The following is a 19,559-nucleotide window of genomic DNA, read 5'->3' as shown; positions in this document are numbered from 1 at the left end:
CCGCGCGATGCTGTTCGGCGCCGAGAACCCGCCCTTGCGCCTGCCCGATGCCGAGGCGGCCGGCGCCCTGTTCGCGCCGCTCGCCAGCGAGCGGGTGGAGGTGCTCGCCTTCGCCTATCTCGACCGGCACCAGCAGATACTCGGCATGCGCCATGCGCGGTCGGAATATCGCGATGCGCTCGACCTGCCGATCCGCGACGTGGCGGCGGACGCGATCGCCTTCCACGCGGTCGCCGTGGTGATGGCGCATAATCATCCGAGCGGGGACCCGACACCGAGCCGCGCGGACCGCGAGGCGACGGACCGGCTCGCCCGCGCGCTCGATGCGGTGGGCGTGCGGCTGATCGATCACCTGGTGATCGCCGCGAACGGCACCACCAGCTTCAGGAGCCTAGGGTTCCTTTGATTCGCGCGCCATGCTCGCCGGCGTGGCGGTCTTGCCGCTCCTGCAGGCGCGGATCGCGCTTGGTTCGGGCCGCTCGCCGCGCGCCTCGAAGATCGCGATATAGCCGCCGGCCGAGGGCATCGGCTTGATCGAGACCAGCGAGTAGCCGACCGCGGCGAACTCGCATTTGAGCAGCTCGGGCGGGGTGCCGTGATCCTGGGTCGGGCGATTGGCGTCGACCACCACCGCCTGGCCGCCGGGCGCGAGCGCCGGGCGGAGCCGCCAGAGGAATTCGTAGGGGCTCTCGATCTCATGGTACATGTGGACCATGAGGACGCGGTCGAAGCTGTTCTCGGGCAGACGCGGATCGGCGGGCAGGCCGAGGCGCACGCTGACATTGTCGAGCTTCTCGCGCAGCACGCGGGTGGCGAGATAGTCGCGCGTCTCGGGGACGATGTCCTCGGCGACGACGCGGCCCTTCCTGCCGACGCGGGTGGCGAGGCGGACGGTGTAATAGCCTTCGCCCGCGCCGATATCGGCGACGGTCATGTCCGGCTTGATGCCGGCAAGGTCCATCACCTGGCCGGCCTCGTTCAGCCGGTCGCGCGCTTCCTCGGTCGACCAGCGCGGCGAGAGGATGGTGGCGACGGGCCGGTCGGCGGCGGGGAAGCCGCTGTGCGGCGCCGGCGCGTCGTCATCCTGGGCCTTGTTGTCGATCATCGCCGCCCCGCCGCACGCGGTGAGCGCCATGGTCAGCAGCAGGGCGAGGCCCGATCTCAATCGACATCCTCCACTTCGACCGTCTCGCCGGTCACGCGCTGGGATAGCGCGGCAGCCATGAACGCGTCGAGGTCCCCGTCGAGCACATCGCCCGGCGCAGTGGAAGTCACGCCAGTGCGCAGGTCCTTCACCAGCTGGTAGGGCTGGAGGACGTAGCTGCGGATCTGGTGGCCCCAGCCGATATCGGTCTTGCTGGCGTTGGTCGCGTTGGCCGCGGCCTCGCGCTCGGCCAGCTCGCGCTCGTAGAGGCGCGCGCGCAGCTGGTTATAGGCCTCGGCCTTGTTCTTGTGCTGCGAGCGCTGGTTCTGGCACTGCACGACGATGCCGGTCGGCAAGTGCGTGATGCGCACCGCCGAATCGGTGGTGTTGATGTGCTGGCCGCCCGCGCCCGATGCGCGGTAGGTGTCGATGCGCAGCTCGCTCTCGTTGATCTCGATGGCGATGTCGTCGTCGATCACCGGATAGACCCAGATCGAGGAGAAGCTGGTGTGGCGGCGCGCGGCGCTGTCGTACGGCGAGATGCGGACGAGGCGGTGCACGCCACTCTCGGTCTTGGCATAGCCATAGGCGTTCTCGCCCTTCACGAGCAAAGTCGCGGACTTGATGCCCGCCTGCTCGCCGGCATGATAATCGACCAGCTCGACCTTGAGGCCGTGGCGTTCGGCCCAGCGCGTGTACATGCGCTGGAGCATGCCCGCCCAGTCGTTGCTCTCGGTGCCGCCGGCGCCCGAGTTGATCTCGATATAGGTGTCGTTGGCATCGGCCTCGCCCGAGAGCAGGGCCATGACCTTGTCCTTCTCGGCGCGCTCGGCCAGCGCGGCGAGGCTGGCGGTGCCTTCGCTCGCCATTTCCTCGTCGCCCTCGGCCTCGGCCATCTCGATCAGCTCGGCGGTGTCGTTGAGCTCGGTCTCGATCGCGCGGGTGGCGGTGATCGATTCGTCGAGGCGGCGACGCTCGCGCATCACGTCCTGGGCCTTTTTGGCGTCGTTCCAGAGGGTCGGATCCTCGACGCGCGCGTTCAGCTCGTCGAGCCGGCGCAGCGCACGGTCCCAATCGAGGAAGCGGCGGAGCAGCGCGAGCGACTCCTTGATGTTGTCGATATGAGCCTGCGCTTCGGCGCGCATGGGTTTTACCTTTCGAACTATTCAATTCGTCATCCCCGCGAAGGCGGGGATCCAGAGCCAAGAGCGGCTTCGCTCGTTACCCTGGATCCCCGCCTTCGCGGGGATGACGGGGTATATAATGCGCCGCGCTAGTAGATTCCGCCCTCGCGTTGCAAGAAGTCGCTGTCGCCTTCCTGCTTCTTGGGGGCGGCCTTCTTCTCGACGGCCTTGGTTTCGGGCTGCTCGTCCTGGTCGCGGCGGCCGCGGCGCTGCTCGGTCTCGGGTTTGAAGGCTTCCCAGATCACGCCGGAGAGCGGATCGCTGGACGGCCAGGCGCCGGTGACCGGCTTGCCCGAGGCGCGGTCGATGCGGACCATGCGGATGCCCTGGGGCGCGGTGAAGGGGACCTTCTCCATGCCTTCGAAGGCGGGGATGGCGAACTGCTTGAAGATCGGCGCGGCGATCGAGCCGCCCTGGGCATAGCCGCCCAGATTGGTCGGCGTGTCATAGCCGATATAGAGGCCGCCGATCATCTGCGGGGTGCCGCCGACGAACCAGACGTCGGTCGGGCCCGAGGTGGTGCCGGTCTTGCCCATCATCGGGCGACCCAGGTCGCGCAGCACGGTGGCGGTGCCGCGCTGGACCACGCCTTCGGCGATATGGACCATCTGATAGGCGGAGAGCGCATCGATCACCTGCTTGGCGCGGTTGACCGGGCGCGGCATCGCGCCGCCCTTCCAGTCGGGCGCGTTGCAGCCTTCGCAGGGGCGCCAGTTCTCCGGCCACACCACCGCACCCTTGCGGTTCTGGACGAAGTCGATCAGCGACGGGTTGAGCGCCCGGCCATGGTTCACCAGGATCGAATAGGCGTTGACCATGCGCAGCACGGTGGTCTCGCCGGCGCCCAGCGCATAGCTGAGATAGGGCGGGAATTTCTGGCGCGACACGCCGATGCGCTGGATCAGGTCGACGACGTGATCCATGCCGGTCTGGTTGGCGATCTGCACCGTCATCAGGTTGCGCGACTGCTCGATGCCCCAGCGCAGCGTCTTGGGGCCGGCGCCGCGGGCATTGCCGAAGTTGCGGAAGCACTTCTGGCCGAGATTGGCGCCCTGCCACACGCAGAACGGGCCATCGACCACGATCGAGGCCGGGGTCATCCCCTGCTCGAGCGCGGAGGCATAGACGATCGGCTTGATCGTCGAGCCCGGCTGGCGCTGCGCCTGGGTGGCGCGGTTGAAGCTCTGGATGCGCGAATCGAAGCCGCCCTGCATGGCGAGGATGCGGCCGGTGCGCGGATCCTCGACCACCATGCCGCCCGAGACCTTGGGGATCGAGCGCAACGACCATTGGCCGCCGGCCTCGGGCGCCACCGCGACGATGTCGCCGGGCTTGAACGCATCGAACGCCTGGCCGCCCTGGCCGCGCACCGGCATGGTCGCCGCCCATTTGGGCAGGGTGCCGGTCGAGCCGTCGTCGAAGCCGATCTGCCAGCCATCGCCGCTGCGCTCGATCAGCACGCCGGCGCGCCAATTCTCGTAATCGACGCCGATATTGGTGTTGAGGAAGGACTGGAGCCAGCTGCGGCCGATATCGGCATGGCCGATCGGGCCCGACCAGCCGCGGCCGCGATCATAGCGCAGCAGGCCGTCGCGCAGCGCCTTTTGCGCATATTGCTGCAGCTTGGGATCGAGCGAAGTGCGGACCCACAGGCCGCCCGAATAGACGCTGTAAGGGCCGGTCTCGTCGGTCTCGCCGAACTTGTCGATCAGCTGACGGCGGACTTCTTCGGTGAAATAGCCGCCGACGCGCTCGAACTTGGGGGTCTGACGCGGCACGGTTCCCAAGGGAGAGGCGACTGCCGAATCATGCTGTGCCTGGTCGATGAAGCCGTTCTCGAGCATCTGCCCGAGCACCCAGTTGCGGCGATCGAGCGCGCGCTGGGTGTGGCGCTCGGGATCGTAATTGGACGGACCCTTGGGCAGGATCGCCAGATAGGCCATTTGCGGCAGGCTCAGCTGGTCGAGCTCCTTGCCGAAATAGGCCTGGCTCGCCGCCTCGACGCCGCCGGCGTTGCGCCCCAGCTCGATCGAGTTGAGGTACAGCTCCATGATCTGCTGCTTGGTGAGGACATCCTCCATGCGCCAGGCGAGGATGCCTTCCTTGGCCTTGCGGAGGTAGCTCGTCTCGTTGCCGACCAGCAGGTTCTTGGCGACCTGCTGGGTGATCGTCGAGGTGCCGCGCGGGGTGGAGCCGCTGACCAGACCCTGGAAGGCGGCGCGCACCAGGCCGGGGAAATCGACGCCGTGATGCTCGAAGAAGGTCTTGTCCTCGGCGGACATGTACGCTTCGACGAGGAGCTTGGGATATTCCTCGAAGCTCAGCTGCACGCGGCGCTCGCGCGCATAGCTGTGGATCGGCAGGCCCTCCGCCGAGCGGACATTGGTCGGCAGCGGCGGCTCGTAGTTCTTCAGCGTGTCGACCGAGGGCAGGTTGCGCGCGATGAACAGCCAGACCAGGAAGACGAAGACGCCCGAGAGCAGGGCGAGGACCGCGAGGATCCGGAACCACCAGCGGTGGCGGACGCGACCGAACAGCCCCTTGAAGCCCCCGATCTCGCGCTTGATGCGCATCTTTACGCTGGAAGTGGAACCGTCGGACATGCGGGTCGCGGTTTAGCAGGATTGAAGGCGGATGCCAGCCGGAGTCTCGGCGGCTCGTCGTGCGGGAGGATCGCTCCCGAAATGGGATTATTCCCTAAGTGAAACCACTTCCCCTCGCGCCCTCTATAATGAGGGCACAAGGGGATTGATGAGGAGAGTTTTTCAGCGAGACGCCAGCGTCCGCGTCGCCATGCGCGTCGCGAAATGGATTTCCACGGCCTTGCGCACGCTCTGCGCCACTTTCCTGCGCCCTTCGTCCGAGGCCAGGAAGGCGGCGTCGCTATCGTTCGAGATATAGCCCGTCTCGAACAGCACGGAGGGCATGTCCGGCGCCTTGAGCACCATCAGCGACGCCATGCGGTGATAATTGGCCTTGATCGGGATGAGCGGCTGCGCCTCGCGGCCGAGCAGGCGGGCAAAGCTCGCCGACATGTTCATCGTCTCGCGTTGGGTGAGATCGATGAGGATCGAGGAGATGTCCGGATTCTGCGAACCGAGATCGACGCCGGCGATGATGTCGGCCTTGTTCTCGCGCGCGGCCAGCCGCGCCGCTTCCTTGTCGGAGGCGACTTCGGAGAGCGTGTAGACGGTGGCACCCGAGGCATCGGCATTGCCGGCGCTGTCGCAGTGGACCGAGATGAACAGGTCCGCGCCCAACTTGCGGGCAAGGCCGTAGCGCTCCTGGAGCACCAGGAAGCGGTCGTCCTCGCGGGTGAGCGCCACGCGCACCCGGCCCGAGGCGAGCAACGCGTCCTTCATGGCGAGCGCGGCCTTGAGAGTAAGGTCCTTCTCGCGCAGGCCATTGGCACCGATCGCGCCCGGGTCGTGCCCGCCATGGCCGGCATCGATCACCACCAGCGGGCGATCGGAGGCGCCATAGACGCGTGGCAGTGAAGCGGGCGGGGCGCGCCGCGGCAGCGCGATCGTCTCGCTGTAGCGGCTATGGCCCGCGGGCTGCACATAGGAGAAGGGCGGCAGGAAGCTCATCCGCCGCTCGGCGGCGGCGCGGGCGAACTGCGCGTCGTCCACGGTACGCAGCTGCAGGGTGAGCGTGCGCCCGTCGCGCCCGAAGCTGCCTTCGGTCACGATCGCCGGCCGCGCGAGATCGAGCACGATCCGCGCGCCCTCGGCGCCTTGCGAGCCCTGCCGGATGCTCGTTACCGGTCCCTCGGCATACGCGCGGCTACCCGGCTCGGCGCCCTTGGCGTCCAGCACGATCCGCTGCGGTCCAGCCAGCATGAAAGCGCTCGCCTGGGTCACCGGCTCGTCGAACTTGACGATCACGCGGTCACCCTTGACGCGCACTTCCTGCACGACGCCCGCCCAGCTTGGAACTCCGGTCAACCAGCCGGAGAGCAAGGCGAGCAGGAACAGCACCCTGACGCTATGCCGCGCCGGGGCTCTGGGGGTCCAGCCCAAAACCATAGATTGATACTCTGACTACACGTCTGCCCTGACGTGACCGGACTAGACGGCGCGCCTCAAATCGGCGTGAAGCGACGCGGTTAATTTCCGATTCGGCATATTTTTGCCGGCAAGGCTGCAAATGCTTGCCGGTCTCTTTGCCGGTTTTGGCCAAGGTTGCCGCGCCGTTACGGTAATGCTAGGCAGCTTTGTCCGGACCTTGCGCCGGACCTTTCCCGCGGCCACATCTGCCGCGACAGTTCAGGTTGACGCTCACATGAGGCAATTTCCGCAACGTCTGCACCGATTGGCCGAACCGGCCGGTCGCGTGGTGGCGGCGGAGCTGGCGGACCACCGGTTCGCGCGTGCCCTGCGAGCAGCAGCAGTTTTCGAAACCCGCGAGACCGCAGCCGGCGAATCCGCCGGCCAGGGCCGCATTGTATGTCGCGCGCCTGCGCGAGCCCTCCGCAACATAAATTCAGAGGGCTGGGGCCGGCGCGCCCGGAGAATAATAAATGACCATGCGTATGCTGATCGACGCACGCCACCGGGAGGAAACCCGCGTGGCCGTCGTCAAGGGAAGCCGAATCGAGGAGTTTGATTTCGAGTCCGCCGAGCGCAAGCAGCTCAAGGGCAATATCTATCTGGCCAAGGTGACCCGCGTGGAGCCGTCGCTCCAGGCGGCGTTCGTGGATTACGGTGGCAACCGCCACGGCTTCCTGGCCTTTAGCGAAATCCATCCCGACTATTACCAGATCCCCAAGGAAGATCGCGAAGCGCTGCTCCGCGAGGAAGCCGAGCATGCGGCCGAGGAAGCCGCGCTGCGCGCCGAGGAGGATGGCGACGAGGATCATCTCGACGGCGATGACGGCGTCGAGGTGCTCGAGCGCCCGCACGACGACGAGGAAGAGCACGACCACGAGTCCGAGGATGCCGAAGGCGAGACCTCGGAAGGCGGCGAGGGCGAGGAAGGCCGTGGTCGCGGTCGCCGCGGCAAGCGCCGTGGTGGCAATGGTGGCGAGGACAGCCCGGCCGAGGCACTGCGCCAGCGCCGCATGAACCTGCGCCGCCGCTACAAGATCCAGGACGTGATCCGGCGCCGCCAGGTGCTGCTCGTCCAGGTCGTCAAGGAAGAGCGCGGCAACAAGGGCGCGGCGCTCACCACCTATCTGTCGCTCGCCGGCCGTTACTGCGTGCTGATGCCCAACACCGCGCATGGCGGCGGCATCTCGCGCAAGATCAGCTCGGCTGCCGATCGCAAGCGCCTCAAGACGATCATGGCGGACCTCAAGCTGCCGCCGTCGATGGGCTGCATCGTCCGCACCGCGGGCCTCCAGCGCACCAAGGTCGAGATCAAGCGCGACTTCGACTATCTCGCCCGCCTGTGGGACGGCATCCGCGAGGAGACGCTCAAGTCGACCGCGCCGGCTTTGGTCTATGGTGACAGCGATCTTCTGAAGCGCGCGATCCGCGACATCTATAATCGCGACATCGACGAGGTGATCGTCGAGGGCGAGGACGGCTATCGCCAGGCCAAGGACTTCATGAAGCTCCTGATGCCGAGCCATGCCAAGAAGGTGAAGCAGTACGCCGACGCGGTGCCGCTGTTCCAGCGCGCGGGCGTCGAGGACCAGCTCTCGGCGATGTACAACCCGGTCGTCCAGCTGAAGAGCGGCGGCTACCTGGTGATCAACCCGACCGAGGCGCTCGTCTCGATCGACATCAACTCGGGCCGCTCGACGCGCGAGCACAATATCGAGCAGACCGCGACCGCGACCAACCTCGAGGCTGCGCACGAGATCGCCCGCCAGCTGCGCCTGCGCGACATGGCCGGCCTGGTCGTGATCGACTTCATCGACATGGATCACTCGTCCAATGTCCGTAAGGTCGAGAAGGCGATGAAGGAGGCGCTGAAGAACGATCGCGCCCGCATTCAGGTGGGCCGCATCTCGGCCTTCGGCCTGATGGAGATGAGCCGCCAGCGCCTGCGCACCGGCGTGCTCGAGGCGTCGACCGTGCAGTGCCCGCATTGCGAAGGCACCGGCCTGGTCCGCACCGCTTCGTCGGCCGGCCTGTCGGCGCTGCGCCTGATCGAGGACGAGGCCGCGCGCGGCCGCGGCTCGGTGATCACGCTGCGCGCCAGCCAGGAAGCCGCCTTCTACGTGCTCAACAAGAAGCGCGCCGACATCGCCGAGATCGAGGACCGCTACGGCGTGACCGTCGAGATCCTGTCGGACGGCGAGCTCGAGGGCGCGCGCATGTCGGTCGAGTGCTCCGGCCCGCCGCCGGCGCATGCACCGAAGTTCGAGAAGCTGATCGAAGAGCCCGAGGACGACGACTACGTCGAGGAGATCGACGAGGAGGAAGAGGAGCTCGAGGAAGAGGCCGAGGCCGGCAATCGCCGCGAAGGCCGTGGCGAGCGCCGCGAACGTGGCGACGACGAGGGTGGCGAGCGCGGCAAGCGCCGCCGCCGCCGCCGTGGTCGTGGCCGTGGCCGTCGCGAGGAAGGCGAGGGCGCCGAGGGTGAGGCCGAGGCCGGCGAGGAAGCCGATGCCGAGGGCGAAGTCGCCGAGGGCGAGGAAGCGCCTGCTGCTGCCGATGGTGAAGGCGAGGGCCGCGAGAATGGCCGCAAGCGCCGTCGCCGTGGCCGTCGTGGCGGTCGCCGTGGCGATCGTGCCGAGGGCGGCGAGGATGCCGGTGAGGAAGCTGCCGAAGCGGTGACCGAAGTCGCCGCGCCGGTCGAGGTCGTTGCCGAGCCGGTCGCCGAGGAAGCGCCGGCCAAGCCGAAGCGCACCCGCAAGAAGAAGGTGGAAGCCGTCGAGGCCGAAGCCGCGCCTGTGGTGGAAGCGCCGGTCGAGGTCGTTGCCGAGCCGGTCGCCGAGGAAGCGCCGGCCAAGCCGAAGCGCACCCGCAAGAAGAAGGTGGAAGCCGTCGAGGCCGAAGCCGCGCCTGCGGTGAAAGCGCCGGTCGAGGTTGTTGCCGAGCTGGTCGCCGAGGAAGCCGCTCCGGCCAAGCCGAAGCGCACCCGCAAGAAGAAGATCGAAGCCGTCGAGGCCGAGCCTGCTCCGGCGGAGGAAGCCGCGGCGGTCGCACAGGACACCACGCCGGCCGAGGCTGCCGAAGTCGATGGTGAGGCCGAAGCCGAGGGCGAGAATCCCGACGGCACGCCGCGTCGCGGCTGGTGGCAGCGCACCTTCGGGGCCTGATCCTCGAAGCCTGACAGGAAAGGGGCGCCGGTCCATTGGGATCGGCGCCCTTTTTCATGGCTTCAGACGCGGTTCATCGGGGCGCGGGCACGGCCAATGCCATTGATCATGGGTGGAATTCGGAGGATACGAACGGGCATGAAGCGCATCCTCGCCCTGCTCTCGGCCGCCTTGCTGCTCTGGGTCCAGCCCGCCGCCGCCCAGTCGATCCTGCGCGACGCCGAGACCGAGGCGCTGCTCAACGACATGGCCCGGCCGCTGTTCATTGCGGCCGGCCTCTCGCCCGCCAATGCCAAGGTCGTGCTGATCCAGGACAGCTCGATCAACGCCTTCGTCGCCGGCGGGCAGATCATCTATGTCCATTCCGGCCTGATCGATGCCGCCTCGAGCGCCAACGAGGTCCAGGGCGTGATCGCGCACGAGATCGGCCATATCGTCGGCGGCCATGCCGTGTTCCAGAATGACGGTGGTTATACCAACATCTCGATCCTCAGCCTGCTGCTCGGCGTGGCGGCGATGGCGGCGGGCAGCGGCGAGGCGGGCACCGGCATCCTGATGGCCGGCCAGCGCGCGGCGATCGGCAAGTATCTCGCCTTCAGCCGCGTCCAGGAAAGCTCGGCCGACGCGGCCGGGGCCAAGTTCATCAACACCGCCGGGATCAGCGGCAAGGGCATGCTGAGCTTCTTCGACAAGCTGACCGCCCAGATGCACCGCTATGGCTATTACACCAGCAATCCCGAGGTCGATCCCTTCGCCCAGACCCACCCGATGTCGCAGGACCGCGTCGAGACGCTCAAGGCCGACCTGATGAATGCGCCGAGCTGGAACAAGCCGCTCGACCCGAACCTGGAAGTCCGCTTCAAGCGCGTCCAGGCCAAGCTGCGCGGCTATGTCAGCGATCCCAAGGACACGCTGGCCAAATATCCGCCGGGCAACCAGTCGGTCGAGGCGCATTATGCCCGCGCCTATGCCTATCACAAATCGGGCTACCCCGAGCAGGCGGCGGCCGAGACCCAGGCGCTGGTCAAGGCCGAGCCCAAGGACCCCTATTTCCTCGAGCTCGAAGGGCAGATCATGCTCGAATCGGGCGATCCCAGGGGCGCGATCGCGCCGCTGCGCCAGGCGACTGCGCTGTCCAACAACGCGCCGCTGATCGCCAGCACGCTGGGCCATGCGCTGCTTGCCACCGAGGACAAGGCCAATCTCGACGAGGCCGAGCGCGTGCTCAAGCAATCGGTGGCGCGCGACAACGACAATCCCTTTGCCTGGCTCAACCTCGGTACCGTCTATGACCGCAAGGGCGACGAGGCGCGCACCGCGCTCGCCACGGCCGAGCGCGCGCACATGATGGGCGATGTCGGCACCGCGCTGATGAGCTCGCGCGCGGCGATGGCGCGGCTGCCGCAGGGCTCGGCAGACTGGGTGCGGGCACAGGACATCAACATGGTCTCGCAGACCGCCTGGGACGAGATGCGGAAGAAGAAGGGGCGGCAGGGCCAGTGATCGAGAGACTGTTGGGCAACAGGCTGGCGCTGGCCGGCGCCTTCGTGCTGTGCGCGCTGCTTGGGGCGGCGCTGTTCGCGGGCATCCAGACGCTGGTGCCGGGCATGGGTGCGCGCGGCCAAAGCGAGCAGGCGATGCGCGAATGGGTGCTCGCCCACCCCGAGGTGCTGCTCGAATCGGTCGAGCGCTACAACCAGAAGCAAAGCGCCAGTGCCGACAAGGCGCAGGCCGAGGCGGTTGCTGCGGCGGAGAAGACGCTGCCCGCCGAACGTCCGAAGCTCGAAGCGCCCTATGCCGGCGCCTGGGCGGGCAACCCCAAGGGCGACGTCACGCTGGTTGCCTTCATGGACTATGCCTGCGGCTATTGCCGGGCCAGCCTGCCGGCGATCGAGGAGCTGCTGAAGCGCGATCCCAATGTGAAGGTGGTCTATCGCGAATATCCGGTGCTGGGGCCGGACAGCCTGGTCGCGGCGCGCTGGGCTCTGGCGGCGGCCGAGCAGGACAAGTTCCGCGCCTTCCATGACGCACTGTTCGCAACCGACGGGCCGAGCGCGGCGAACATCGAGGCGGCGGCGCAGAAGGCCGGGCTCGACATGGGCCGGGCCAAGCAGGTCGCCCAGTCCAGGGCGGTCGAGGGCGAGATCGTCACCAACCACAAGTTCGGGCAGAAACTGGCGATGACCGGCACGCCGAGCTGGGTGGTCGGCGGCAAGCTGCTCTACGGCATGCGCGACTATGCCGGGCTTGCTGCGGCCGTGGCGGAAGCGCGCAAGGGGAAGTAACGCTCTCCCTCTTCCTTCAGAGGCGTTTCTCCCGATTTTTGTACCGAGCGGTTGCCGCCGCGCGCTGCCGTGCCTAATTAGCGGGTCCTTTCCCGGCCGGGGGCCCCATGACTTCCATTCTTTCGATAAACGGTGTGAGCAAGACCTATGGCTCAGGCCACAAGGCGCTCGATCATGTCGACCTTGAGATCCGCCGCGGCGAGATCTTCGCACTGCTTGGGCCGAACGGCGCGGGCAAGACCACGCTGATCTCGATCATCTGCGGCATCGTCACGCCGAGCACCGGCACGATCCTGGTCGACGGGCACGATGCGGTGCGCGAGCCCCGCGCCGCCCGCTCGAAGATCGGGCTGGTGCCACAGGAGATCGCCGTCGACATGTTCTCGACCGTGGGCAGCGCGCTGCGCTTCTCGCGCGGTCTGTTCGGCAAGGCGCCGAACCAGGAATTTTGCGACCAGATCCTCAGGGACCTGTCGCTGTGGGACAAGCGCAATTCCAAGATCATGGAGCTGTCGGGCGGCATGAAGCGCCGCGTGATGATCGCGAAAGCGCTCAGCCACGAGCCCGACATCCTGTTCCTCGACGAGCCCACCGCCGGCGTAGACGTATCGCTGCGCCGCGATATGTGGAAGATGATCGGCAAGCTGCGCGAGCGCGGCGTCACCATCATCCTCACCACCCATTATATCGAGGAGGCCGAGGAGATGGCCGACCGGGTCGGCGTGATCGACAAGGGCCAGCTGCTCCTCGTCGAGGAGAAGGCCGAGCTGATGAAGAAGCTCGGCAAGCGCGAGCTCGACGTCAGCCTGACCGAGCCGATGGCGGCGATCCCGGCGGGGCTCGAGGAATGGCATCTCAGCCTCGAGGACGAAGGCACGCGCCTGCGCTACACCTTCGACGCTCAGGCCGAGCGCACCGGCATCCCCTCGCTGCTGCGCAAGCTCGGCGAGATGGGCATCGCGTTCAAGGACCTCGACACCAGCAAATCCAGCCTCGAGGACATCTTCGTCGGCCTCGTCGAGCACGCACCTGTTGGGAATGGGGAGGCCCGGGCATGAACTTCCACGGCATCTGGGCGATCTACAAGTTCGAGATGGCGCGCACGCTGCGCACGCTCTGGCAGTCGATCGTCACCCCGGTGATCACCACCGCGCTCTATTTCATCGTGTTCGGCAGCGGCATGGGCAGCCGCATCCCCTCGATCGAGGGCGTGCCCTATGGCAGCTTCATCGTGCCCGGGCTGATCATGCTGTCGCTGCTCACCCAGAGCGTCGCCAATGCCTCGATCGGCATCTATTTCCCCAAATTCACCGGCACCGTGTTCGAGCTGCTCTCGGCACCGATCTCGGCAGTCGAGCTGGTGATCGGGTTCGTCGGCGCGGCGGCGACCAAGTCGGTGGTGATCGGCCTGATCATCCTGCTCACCTCGGGCCTGTTCGTGCCGCTGCGCGTCGATCACCCGCTGGCGATGCTCGCCTTCCTGCTGCTCACCTCGATCAGCTTCTCGATGTTCGGGTTCATCATCGGGATATGGGCCAAGGGCTTCGAGCAGCTCAACGTGGTGCCGGCGCTGATCCTGACTCCGCTCACTTTCCTGGGCGGCAGCTTCTATCCGCTAAGCTTCCTGCCCGAGCCGTGGCGCACGGTGAGCCTGTTCAATCCGGTCGCCTATCTGATCAGCGGCTTCCGCTGGGCGTTCTTCGGCGATGTCGGCGACATCGACGTGCGCTGGAGCCTGGGCTTCGTCGCGCTGTTCCTGGCCCTATGCCTTGGTCTTATCGTCACGATCTTCCGGACCGGCTACAGACTCAAGAACTGATGACACCCTTTCCCCTTGATATCTTCACCGAGCCCGAGGACGTCGATCCTCATACGCTCGCCAATCTCGGTCCGCTGGCGCCACTGGCCGGGCGCTGGGAGGGGCACAAGGGCATCGACCTCAACCCCAAGGCCGAGGGCCCCGAGCGGCGCGAGTTCATCGAGCGGATCGAGTTCGTGCCGATCGATCCCCAGGCCAATGGCCCGCAGCTCTTCTACGGGCTGCGCTACCATATCCACATCACCACCGAGGAAGAGGACATTACCTTCCACGACCAGGTGGGCTATTGGCTGTGGGAGCCGGCGACGGGGCTGATCCTGCAGACGCTGGCGATCCCGCGCGGCCAGGTGCTGCTTGCCAGCGGCAAGGGCGCGCCGGGCGACAAGGCGATCCATGTCGAGGCGAAGCGCGGGCCGACCAGCTACGGCATCTGCTCGACCGACTTCCTGGAATATGCCTTCCGCACCGACGCTTACACGATCGACATCGCCTTCGCCGAGGATGGCGGGTGGAGCTATGACATCCACACCACGCTGGAGGTGAAGGGCCAGGGGCCGTTCGACCATCACGACCGCAACACGCTGAAGCGGGTGGGGGTGGCGAAGCCCAATCCCTGGGTGCAGATCCTCGCGGCGAAGGGCGAGGGCCAACCTTCGTAACGCCGTTCCCCGGCGAAAGCCGGGGTCCAGGATCACAGGCGACACGGCAGAGAAACCCCGGGCCCCGGCTTTCGCCGGGGAACAGATAGGGGCAAGTGGTGCCCTTACTCCACCACCGGCAGCATGATCGCCGAGCCGGAACACACCTTCTGCGTCGCCTTCTGATAATCCGCCGGCTTCGCCTTGTAGATGTTCGGCACGAAGGTCTGCGGGTTGCGGTCGATCATCGGGAACCAGCTCGACTGGATCTGGACCATGATCCGGTGGCCCTTCTTGAAGACATGGTCGTGGTTCCGGAGCGGGATCGTCCAGTCGTTCACCTGGTTCGGCACCAGTGGCGTCGATTTCTCCATCGACTGGAGATAGCGGCCGCGCTTGACCTCCATCGCGATCGGCAGCTGATAGCCGTTCAGCCCCCGGGCATAGGCGCCGATCGCAGTCGGCGGCTTCTCGAAATCCTCAGGGTAGACGTCGATCAGCTTGACGATGAAGTCGCTGTCGGTCCCGCTGGTCGCGGCCTGCAGTGCGGCGGTGATCGCGCCGGTGACGGTCAGGTCGGCATCGAGCGGCGCGCTGGTGTAGCTCAGCACGTCCGGGCGATACTCGACGAAGCGCTGGTCCTCGGTCTCCCACCAGCGCCAGTCGGGCGTGGCATAGGTGGCCGACATCGGGCGGGCGCGGAACGGCACCGGGTTGGCCGGATCGGAGATGTACTCGCGGCAGCCCTCGCCCTGTGCCGGCGCGGTGAACGACAGGCTGCCATCGGCGTGGAGATAGATACTCTTGCTGCTCGCCGTGGTGAGCGGCCACTGGTTGTAGGTCTTCCACTCCCAGCTGCCCGACTGGAAGCTCTTCATCCGATAGTCGGGCTTGGCGCCCTTGCCGTGCAGCCAATAGGCGAAGAACGGTGCCTCGACCTGCTCCATGAACTGGGTGCCGCTGTCGGTGCCGATCGGGATGCGACCGAGCATGTTGCCGGCCGAGCGCCAGCTGCCATGGTTCCACGGGCCGGCGACCATCAGCGACAGGTTGTTCGGATCGTTCTCGCGCTGCTTGTCGAAGATCTGCCAGCTGCCCCAGGGATCCTCCTGGTCCCAGTAACCCGCGACGTTGAGCGTCGGCACGGTCGTCTTCTTCAGCGTGTCCGACCAGACCTGCTTCTTCCAGAAATCGTCATAATCGGGATGCTCGATCATCTGCTTGTAGAGCGGCACCCGGCCCTTGAAATACTTCGCCTCGATGTCCGCCGGCGATCCGGCCTTGAGGAACCACTCGTACGTGTCGTAGCGGTCGTAGATCTCGATGCCGTCATTGGTCTTGTCGGCCTGGAGGCTGTTCACCCAGTCGCTGGCATAGGTGAGCCGCATCGCGCCCCAGCGGTGGAGGTCGTCATTCTTCCAATAGTCGATCCACGCCGCCTGCGGGCTCACCGCCTTCAGCGCGGGGTGCGGGCGGGCGACGGCGATCGCGGCGGTGAAGCCGGGGTACGACACGCCCCACATGCCGACCTTGCCGTTGTTCGGCTTCACATTCTTCACCAGCCAGTCGATCGAATCATAGGCGTCGGTCGATTCGTCGGTCTCGCCCTTGCCGGTCTTGATCTCGGTCGAGAGGGTGAAGGGGCCGCCTTCGGAGCCGAAGCGGCCGCGCATGTCCTGGAAGACGAAGATATAGCCGTCCTTGCCGAGCGCGGCCCAGCTGCCCGGCATGCTGCGCGGCGCGGCGCCGGGGGTGCCATAGGGGGTGCGCTGGAACAGGATCGGCAGCGGGCCGGTCTGGCCCTTGGGGCGGATGATGACGGTGTGCAGCTTCACCCCGTCGCGCATCGGGATCATCGCCTCCTCGAAGGTGAAGGCGCTGTCGGTGGCCTGGAGCGCCGGTGCGGCCTGCTTGGCGGGCAGGGCTGCCAGCGGCGCGGCGGCGGCGACCGCCAGGGCGAACAGACTGACCAACCGCATGCGCATCTCCCTCGAACTGAATTTCAGGAGGGCGTAACCGGTGTGTTGTCGGTGTCAATCGCCGTGCGCGAGAAGCGGCGCTGGATGGCAGGGCGCAGGAGCAACGCGTTCAGGTTGAGCAGCAAGTGCACGGCGATCGGCAGGGCGAGCCCCATCGCGCCGACATAGAAGACTGCCAGCACCGCGCCGACCGCGACGGTCAGCAGGACGCCGAGCCAGCCCTGATACCGGTGCAGCCAGCCGAAGAGCAGCGTCGCGGCGAGGAACGCCGCCCAGGCCGGCGCGCCGCACAGGGTTGCGAGCAGCGGCACATAGAGGCGGAAGCAGACTTCCTCGCTCACCCCGGCATTGAGGATCACCGGCAGGATGCGGAGCGTCTCGGCGCGATTGCGCGGCAGCATCGGCGAGATGTCGAGCGCGCGCTTCGGCCTGGCGGGGCGCCGGCTGCGCAGGACGAGGATGGTCCCGCCCAGCACCAGGCCGCCGAGCGCGCCGATCAGCACAGGTCCCAGAAAGGCGATGTCGTCGACGGCGAAGACCGGGGCATAGGGAAGCAGCGGCGCGAACTCATGGGGGAAGTCCCACAGCGCCTCGACCCGGCCGAGCAGCGCCAAGCCGGCCAGCGGCATGCCGAGATAGAGCGCGCAGCCCCGGACCGCCCAGCGCCGGAAGATGCGCTGGCGCTGCAGCGTGTCCTCGATCGTGCGGAAGCGCTCGAAGCCGCGGCGGTCGTTGCGCTGGGCCCAGACGAGCAGCGCGAGGGTGGCGATCAGCAGCAGCGGCGCGAGCATGTGGGGCGGCATAGCGGGCGCCGCGCGGGAGGCAAGGTTGGAGTAGTGCGCAAAGATGAAGGTAAATCGAGTGTAAGCCGTAACAAATAGTGCATGACACTATATTGGTGCGATCCTCGATTGACGCGGAACTATAGTTGATGGAACCCAGTGCCATCGCAGTCTCCTGCGAAGCTTGGGGGAAATTGTCATGCATCTGACGCACAAGGAAGGCGAGCTCTCTGCGCGCCCGTTGAAGTTCCTCGAGACCGACACGCTGGTGGTGCGCTGGATCGCGCAGGCGGCGGTCAATGTCGAGCTGTTCACCATCCCGCTCTACATGACCTCGCTCTACTCGATCACCGGCATGCACCCGATCACCAGCCAGGGGAACAGCTTCTACAAGGGGCGGCAATGGCCGGGCGCCAAGACCAGCGCCTTCACCGACTACAAGCCGGGCAAGAAGGGCTGGGGCAACAAGAAGGCGTTCAACATCGTCTTCTCGGTGTTCATCCAGGAGATGCTCCACCTGCAGATGGCGGCGAACCTCGCCACCTCGATCGGTGCCGTGCCCAGCTTCACCGCCACCGCGCTGCAGAGCGGCGACCATGGCTGGACCTGCTTCGGTCCCAAGCTCACCGCGATCCCCGGCATCGTCGACCTGACCGACACCAACCGGTTCAAGGACGTGAAGGTCAATGTCGGCCCGCTCGACGAGGAGCGGATCAAGCTGTTCCTCGCCATCGAGCAGCCGCAGGAGACCGCCGAGCAGGACATCGTCCGCAACAAGGACCGCTATTTCCCCAAGGTGCCGTTCAAGTACGACACCGTGACAGAGCTCGACGCCAAGATCATGTTCGGGTCGATCGGTTATATGTACCAGTGCTACCGCGACTATCTGCTGATCCGCTACGAGGACGGCACGCGGCTCTGGGACCATGTGATGAACCCCGGCGGCCAGCAGAACGACCTGTTCAACAATTTCAGCTTTCCCGGCCATCCGATGCGCGAGTTCATGGGCTTCGAGACCACGATCGCGCTGACCGATCCGGAGATCGCGCTCCGCCAAGCGCTCAACATGATGAACGCGATCACCGACCAGGGCGAGGGCGCCACGCTCGGTGCGCGCTATGACGAGGAGGGGCATCGGCTCAACGACGGGAAGGCCAAGCTCGTCCAGGGCGACGTGAACCCGAGCTATTGCCCGAACCGCGATGCGCTGGCGTCGGACTATCCGAGCTATTCGATGGAGGGGAAGCTGGTCCCCTCGGCCGATGCCGCGGCGCGTTCCGACAATGACGGCGTCGACCATTATACCCGCTTCCGCGAGATCGAGGACATCCGGGGCAGCGGCGGGCTCGAGACCTGGGACCAGTCGCCCAAGATCGGCAAATGGGCGGCATCGGACCTGACTACCGAGGGCTACGACCCCAACGACAATCCCTATGGCCTGCCGGCGCCCGAGGCGATCGCCAATGCGCTAAACGCGCTCAAGAACGGCGGCGATGCGGCGGCCAATTTCCAGAAGATGAGCCAGGCGGTGTGCGGCGCGATCAAGGGCGTCACCACCGTGCTCGACGATTACTGGAACCCGGTCGGCGCTGCCGTGTCCTTCCCCTTCCCGTCGATGGCCGGATCGGGCGACCGGATGTCGACCGCCTGGGCCGTGTTCGGCGCGACGCCCGACCTGTCGGTCGGCGTCGGCGAGCCGGACAAGTACATCGTCAACCATGCCTGCCAGGGCCTCGACGTCGAGGAGACCGGCGGGAAATGGGGCGCGAACAGCTGCGCCGAGACCTCGATCTACCATACCTGCCGCGGCTCCAACCTGTGCAAGGGCCAGGGCGGCTGCGGCTTCGTCCAGCTGACCAGCGGCGGCGGCAGCTGTGGCGGGGCGAGCAGCGGGTGCGGCGCGGCATCCTCCAAGACCTCGAACGCGCCAAAGGCGAGTCCGGTGGCGAGCGGCAGCTGCGGCACGCCGACCACGATCAAGGGCGGCGGCTGCTCGGCGGTGACGCTGCGCAGCTTCGGCGGGCTCTGCGGCACGCCGACCCCTTCGCCCACCCCGACCCCGAGCGGGCCGATGTACACCGCGCCGAGCGACAATATCTGCGGCGGCTTCGGCGGCTGCGCGGTGCCGATCTCGGCGATGCAGCTCTATCCCAAGGCGGGCACGATGGAGGTGTGGGCACTGGTCGGCAGCTCCAAGCCGGTGCTGTGCGGTACCCCCAAGCCGACACCCTCGCCCTCGGGCTGCGGTGCGCCAAAGGCGAATGCCGACAAGAACCTCTGCGGCACGCCATCCCCTTCGCCGACGCCTTCCCCCTCAGGCTGCGGCGCGCCTTCCTCGAAGAAGATCGCCACGATCGACTTCAAGGAAGGCGATAAGGTCGAGGACATCGCCTTCCAGGCATTCGCCAAGGTGGTGGCCTTCAAGGTCAACGGCGATCCGGACAAGCCCGTCGAAGGGCTGGTCCAGCAGGCGCCGAACGATCTGCGCCTTGCCTATCCGCCCTCGACCTAGGGA

General features: G+C 66.8%; 14 protein-coding genes. 8 read left to right on the top strand and 6 right to left on the bottom strand.

Annotated features, from left to right (window positions below):
• The first annotated feature begins 7 nt into the window (after positions 1-7).
• Positions 8-406, top strand: a complete 399-nt coding sequence (locus ACEN8G_RS18125; RefSeq protein WP_413415433.1) for a JAB domain-containing protein — start codon at positions 8-10, stop codon at positions 404-406.
• Here ACEN8G_RS18125 and ACEN8G_RS18120 read toward each other — a convergent pair.
• The 4 genes from ACEN8G_RS18120 to ACEN8G_RS18105 all read right to left on the bottom strand — a co-directional run bounded on the left by ACEN8G_RS18120 (position 392) and on the right by ACEN8G_RS18105 (position 6,356).
• Positions 392-1,105 (bottom strand): class I SAM-dependent methyltransferase, encoded by a 714-nt coding sequence (locus ACEN8G_RS18120; RefSeq protein WP_413415451.1) that lies wholly within the window; start codon positions 1,103-1,105, stop codon positions 392-394. The genes ACEN8G_RS18125 and ACEN8G_RS18120 overlap by 15 nt on opposite strands.
• 56 nt (positions 1,106-1,161) lie before the next feature.
• Positions 1,162-2,289, bottom strand: coding sequence for a peptide chain release factor 2 (gene prfB / locus ACEN8G_RS18115; RefSeq protein WP_413415434.1), 1,128 nt, complete (start codon positions 2,287-2,289; stop codon positions 1,162-1,164).
• 128 nt (positions 2,290-2,417) lie between these two features.
• Positions 2,418-4,931, bottom strand: coding sequence for a penicillin-binding protein 1A (locus ACEN8G_RS18110; protein ID WP_413415435.1), 2,514 nt, complete (start codon positions 4,929-4,931; stop codon positions 2,418-2,420).
• A 162-nt stretch (positions 4,932-5,093) separates the two neighbouring features.
• The gene (locus ACEN8G_RS18105; RefSeq protein ID WP_373422940.1) at positions 5,094-6,356 is read right to left on the bottom strand and encodes an N-acetylmuramoyl-L-alanine amidase; all 1,263 of its coding nucleotides are present in this window, start codon (positions 6,354-6,356) and stop codon (positions 5,094-5,096) included.
• 494 nt (positions 6,357-6,850) lie between these two features.
• Between ACEN8G_RS18105 and ACEN8G_RS18100 the strand changes: the two genes are divergently transcribed.
• The 6 genes from ACEN8G_RS18100 to ACEN8G_RS18075 all read left to right on the top strand — a co-directional run bounded on the left by ACEN8G_RS18100 (position 6,851) and on the right by ACEN8G_RS18075 (position 14,304).
• Positions 6,851-9,541 carry an Rne/Rng family ribonuclease gene (locus ACEN8G_RS18100; protein ID WP_413740655.1) on the top strand — a complete coding sequence of 897 codons (2,691 nt, stop codon included), beginning with the start codon at positions 6,851-6,853 and terminating at the stop codon, positions 9,539-9,541.
• Positions 9,542-9,679: 138 nt separating this feature from the next.
• Positions 9,680-11,044 carry a M48 family metalloprotease gene (locus tag ACEN8G_RS18095; protein WP_413415437.1) on the top strand — a complete coding sequence of 455 codons (1,365 nt, stop codon included), beginning with the start codon at positions 9,680-9,682 and terminating at the stop codon, positions 11,042-11,044.
• Complete coding sequence (locus ACEN8G_RS18090) at positions 11,041-11,826, top strand: DsbA family protein (RefSeq protein ID WP_413415438.1); 786 nt, start codon at positions 11,041-11,043, stop codon at positions 11,824-11,826. The genes ACEN8G_RS18095 and ACEN8G_RS18090 overlap by 4 nt, the downstream gene beginning before the upstream one ends.
• A gap of 107 nt (positions 11,827-11,933) precedes the next feature.
• Positions 11,934-12,884: an ABC transporter ATP-binding protein gene (locus tag ACEN8G_RS18085; protein ID WP_413415439.1), complete on the top strand. Its 951-nt coding sequence runs from the start codon at positions 11,934-11,936 to the stop codon at positions 12,882-12,884.
• The gene (locus tag ACEN8G_RS18080; protein WP_184000259.1) at positions 12,881-13,645 is read left to right on the top strand and encodes an ABC transporter permease; all 765 of its coding nucleotides are present in this window, start codon (positions 12,881-12,883) and stop codon (positions 13,643-13,645) included. The genes ACEN8G_RS18085 and ACEN8G_RS18080 overlap by 4 nt, the downstream gene beginning before the upstream one ends.
• Positions 13,645-14,304, top strand: coding sequence for an FABP family protein (locus ACEN8G_RS18075; protein WP_413415440.1), 660 nt, complete (start codon positions 13,645-13,647; stop codon positions 14,302-14,304). The genes ACEN8G_RS18080 and ACEN8G_RS18075 overlap by 1 nt, the downstream gene beginning before the upstream one ends.
• 104 nt (positions 14,305-14,408) lie before the next feature.
• Here ACEN8G_RS18075 and ACEN8G_RS18070 read toward each other — a convergent pair whose 3' ends face one another.
• Together ACEN8G_RS18070 and ACEN8G_RS18065 are read right to left on the bottom strand one after the other, a co-directional pair.
• Entirely contained in the window at positions 14,409-16,262 is a 1,854-nt protein-coding gene (locus ACEN8G_RS18070; protein ID WP_413415441.1) for a CocE/NonD family hydrolase, read from the bottom strand.
• Between the two features lie 23 nt (positions 16,263-16,285).
• Positions 16,286-17,053 carry a type II CAAX prenyl endopeptidase Rce1 family protein gene (locus ACEN8G_RS18065; RefSeq protein WP_413415442.1) on the bottom strand — a complete coding sequence of 256 codons (768 nt, stop codon included), beginning with the start codon at positions 17,051-17,053 and terminating at the stop codon, positions 16,286-16,288.
• 190 nt (positions 17,054-17,243) lie between these two features.
• Here ACEN8G_RS18065 and ACEN8G_RS18060 point away from each other — a divergent pair, with 190 nt between their 5' ends.
• Positions 17,244-19,556, top strand: a complete 2,313-nt coding sequence (locus ACEN8G_RS18060; RefSeq protein ID WP_413415443.1) for a ferritin-like domain-containing protein — start codon at positions 17,244-17,246, stop codon at positions 19,554-19,556.
• Positions 19,557-19,559 lie beyond the last annotated feature (3 nt).

Source organism: Sphingomonas sp. Sphisp66, assembly GCF_047324325.1.
In the GTDB taxonomy this organism is placed as follows: Bacteria; Pseudomonadota; Alphaproteobacteria; order Sphingomonadales; family Sphingomonadaceae; genus Sphingomonas.
Note: the sequence above shows the minus strand (reverse complement) of the source record. Positions and strands in the feature narration are given on the sequence as shown.

What these genes read in the sequence shown, in the direction of transcription:
- ACEN8G_RS18075 (WP_413415440.1), top strand. Translation starts at nt 13,645, where the DNA reads ATGACACCCTTTCCCCTTGATATCTTCACCGAGCCCGAGGACGTCGAT.
- ACEN8G_RS18110 (WP_413415435.1), bottom strand. Translation starts at nt 4,931, where the DNA reads ATGTCCGACGGTTCCACTTCCAGCGTAAAGATGCGCATCAAGCGCGAG.
- ACEN8G_RS18070 (WP_413415441.1), bottom strand. Translation starts at nt 16,262, where the DNA reads ATGCGGTTGGTCAGTCTGTTCGCCCTGGCGGTCGCCGCCGCCGCGCCG.
- ACEN8G_RS18105 (WP_373422940.1), bottom strand. Translation starts at nt 6,356, where the DNA reads ATGGTTTTGGGCTGGACCCCCAGAGCCCCGGCGCGGCATAGCGTCAGG.
- prfB (WP_413415434.1), bottom strand. Translation starts at nt 2,289, where the DNA reads ATGCGCGCCGAAGCGCAGGCTCATATCGACAACATCAAGGAGTCGCTC.
- ACEN8G_RS18065 (WP_413415442.1), bottom strand. Translation starts at nt 17,053, where the DNA reads ATGCTCGCGCCGCTGCTGCTGATCGCCACCCTCGCGCTGCTCGTCTGG.
- ACEN8G_RS18085 (WP_413415439.1), top strand. Translation starts at nt 11,934, where the DNA reads ATGACTTCCATTCTTTCGATAAACGGTGTGAGCAAGACCTATGGCTCA.
- ACEN8G_RS18060 (WP_413415443.1), top strand. Translation starts at nt 17,244, where the DNA reads ATGCATCTGACGCACAAGGAAGGCGAGCTCTCTGCGCGCCCGTTGAAG.
- ACEN8G_RS18120 (WP_413415451.1), bottom strand. Translation starts at nt 1,105, where the DNA reads ATGATCGACAACAAGGCCCAGGATGACGACGCGCCGGCGCCGCACAGC.
- ACEN8G_RS18100 (WP_413740655.1), top strand. Translation starts at nt 6,851, where the DNA reads ATGACCATGCGTATGCTGATCGACGCACGCCACCGGGAGGAAACCCGC.
- ACEN8G_RS18095 (WP_413415437.1), top strand. Translation starts at nt 9,680, where the DNA reads ATGAAGCGCATCCTCGCCCTGCTCTCGGCCGCCTTGCTGCTCTGGGTC.
- ACEN8G_RS18080 (WP_184000259.1), top strand. Translation starts at nt 12,881, where the DNA reads ATGAACTTCCACGGCATCTGGGCGATCTACAAGTTCGAGATGGCGCGC.
- ACEN8G_RS18125 (WP_413415433.1), top strand. Translation starts at nt 8, where the DNA reads ATGCTGTTCGGCGCCGAGAACCCGCCCTTGCGCCTGCCCGATGCCGAG.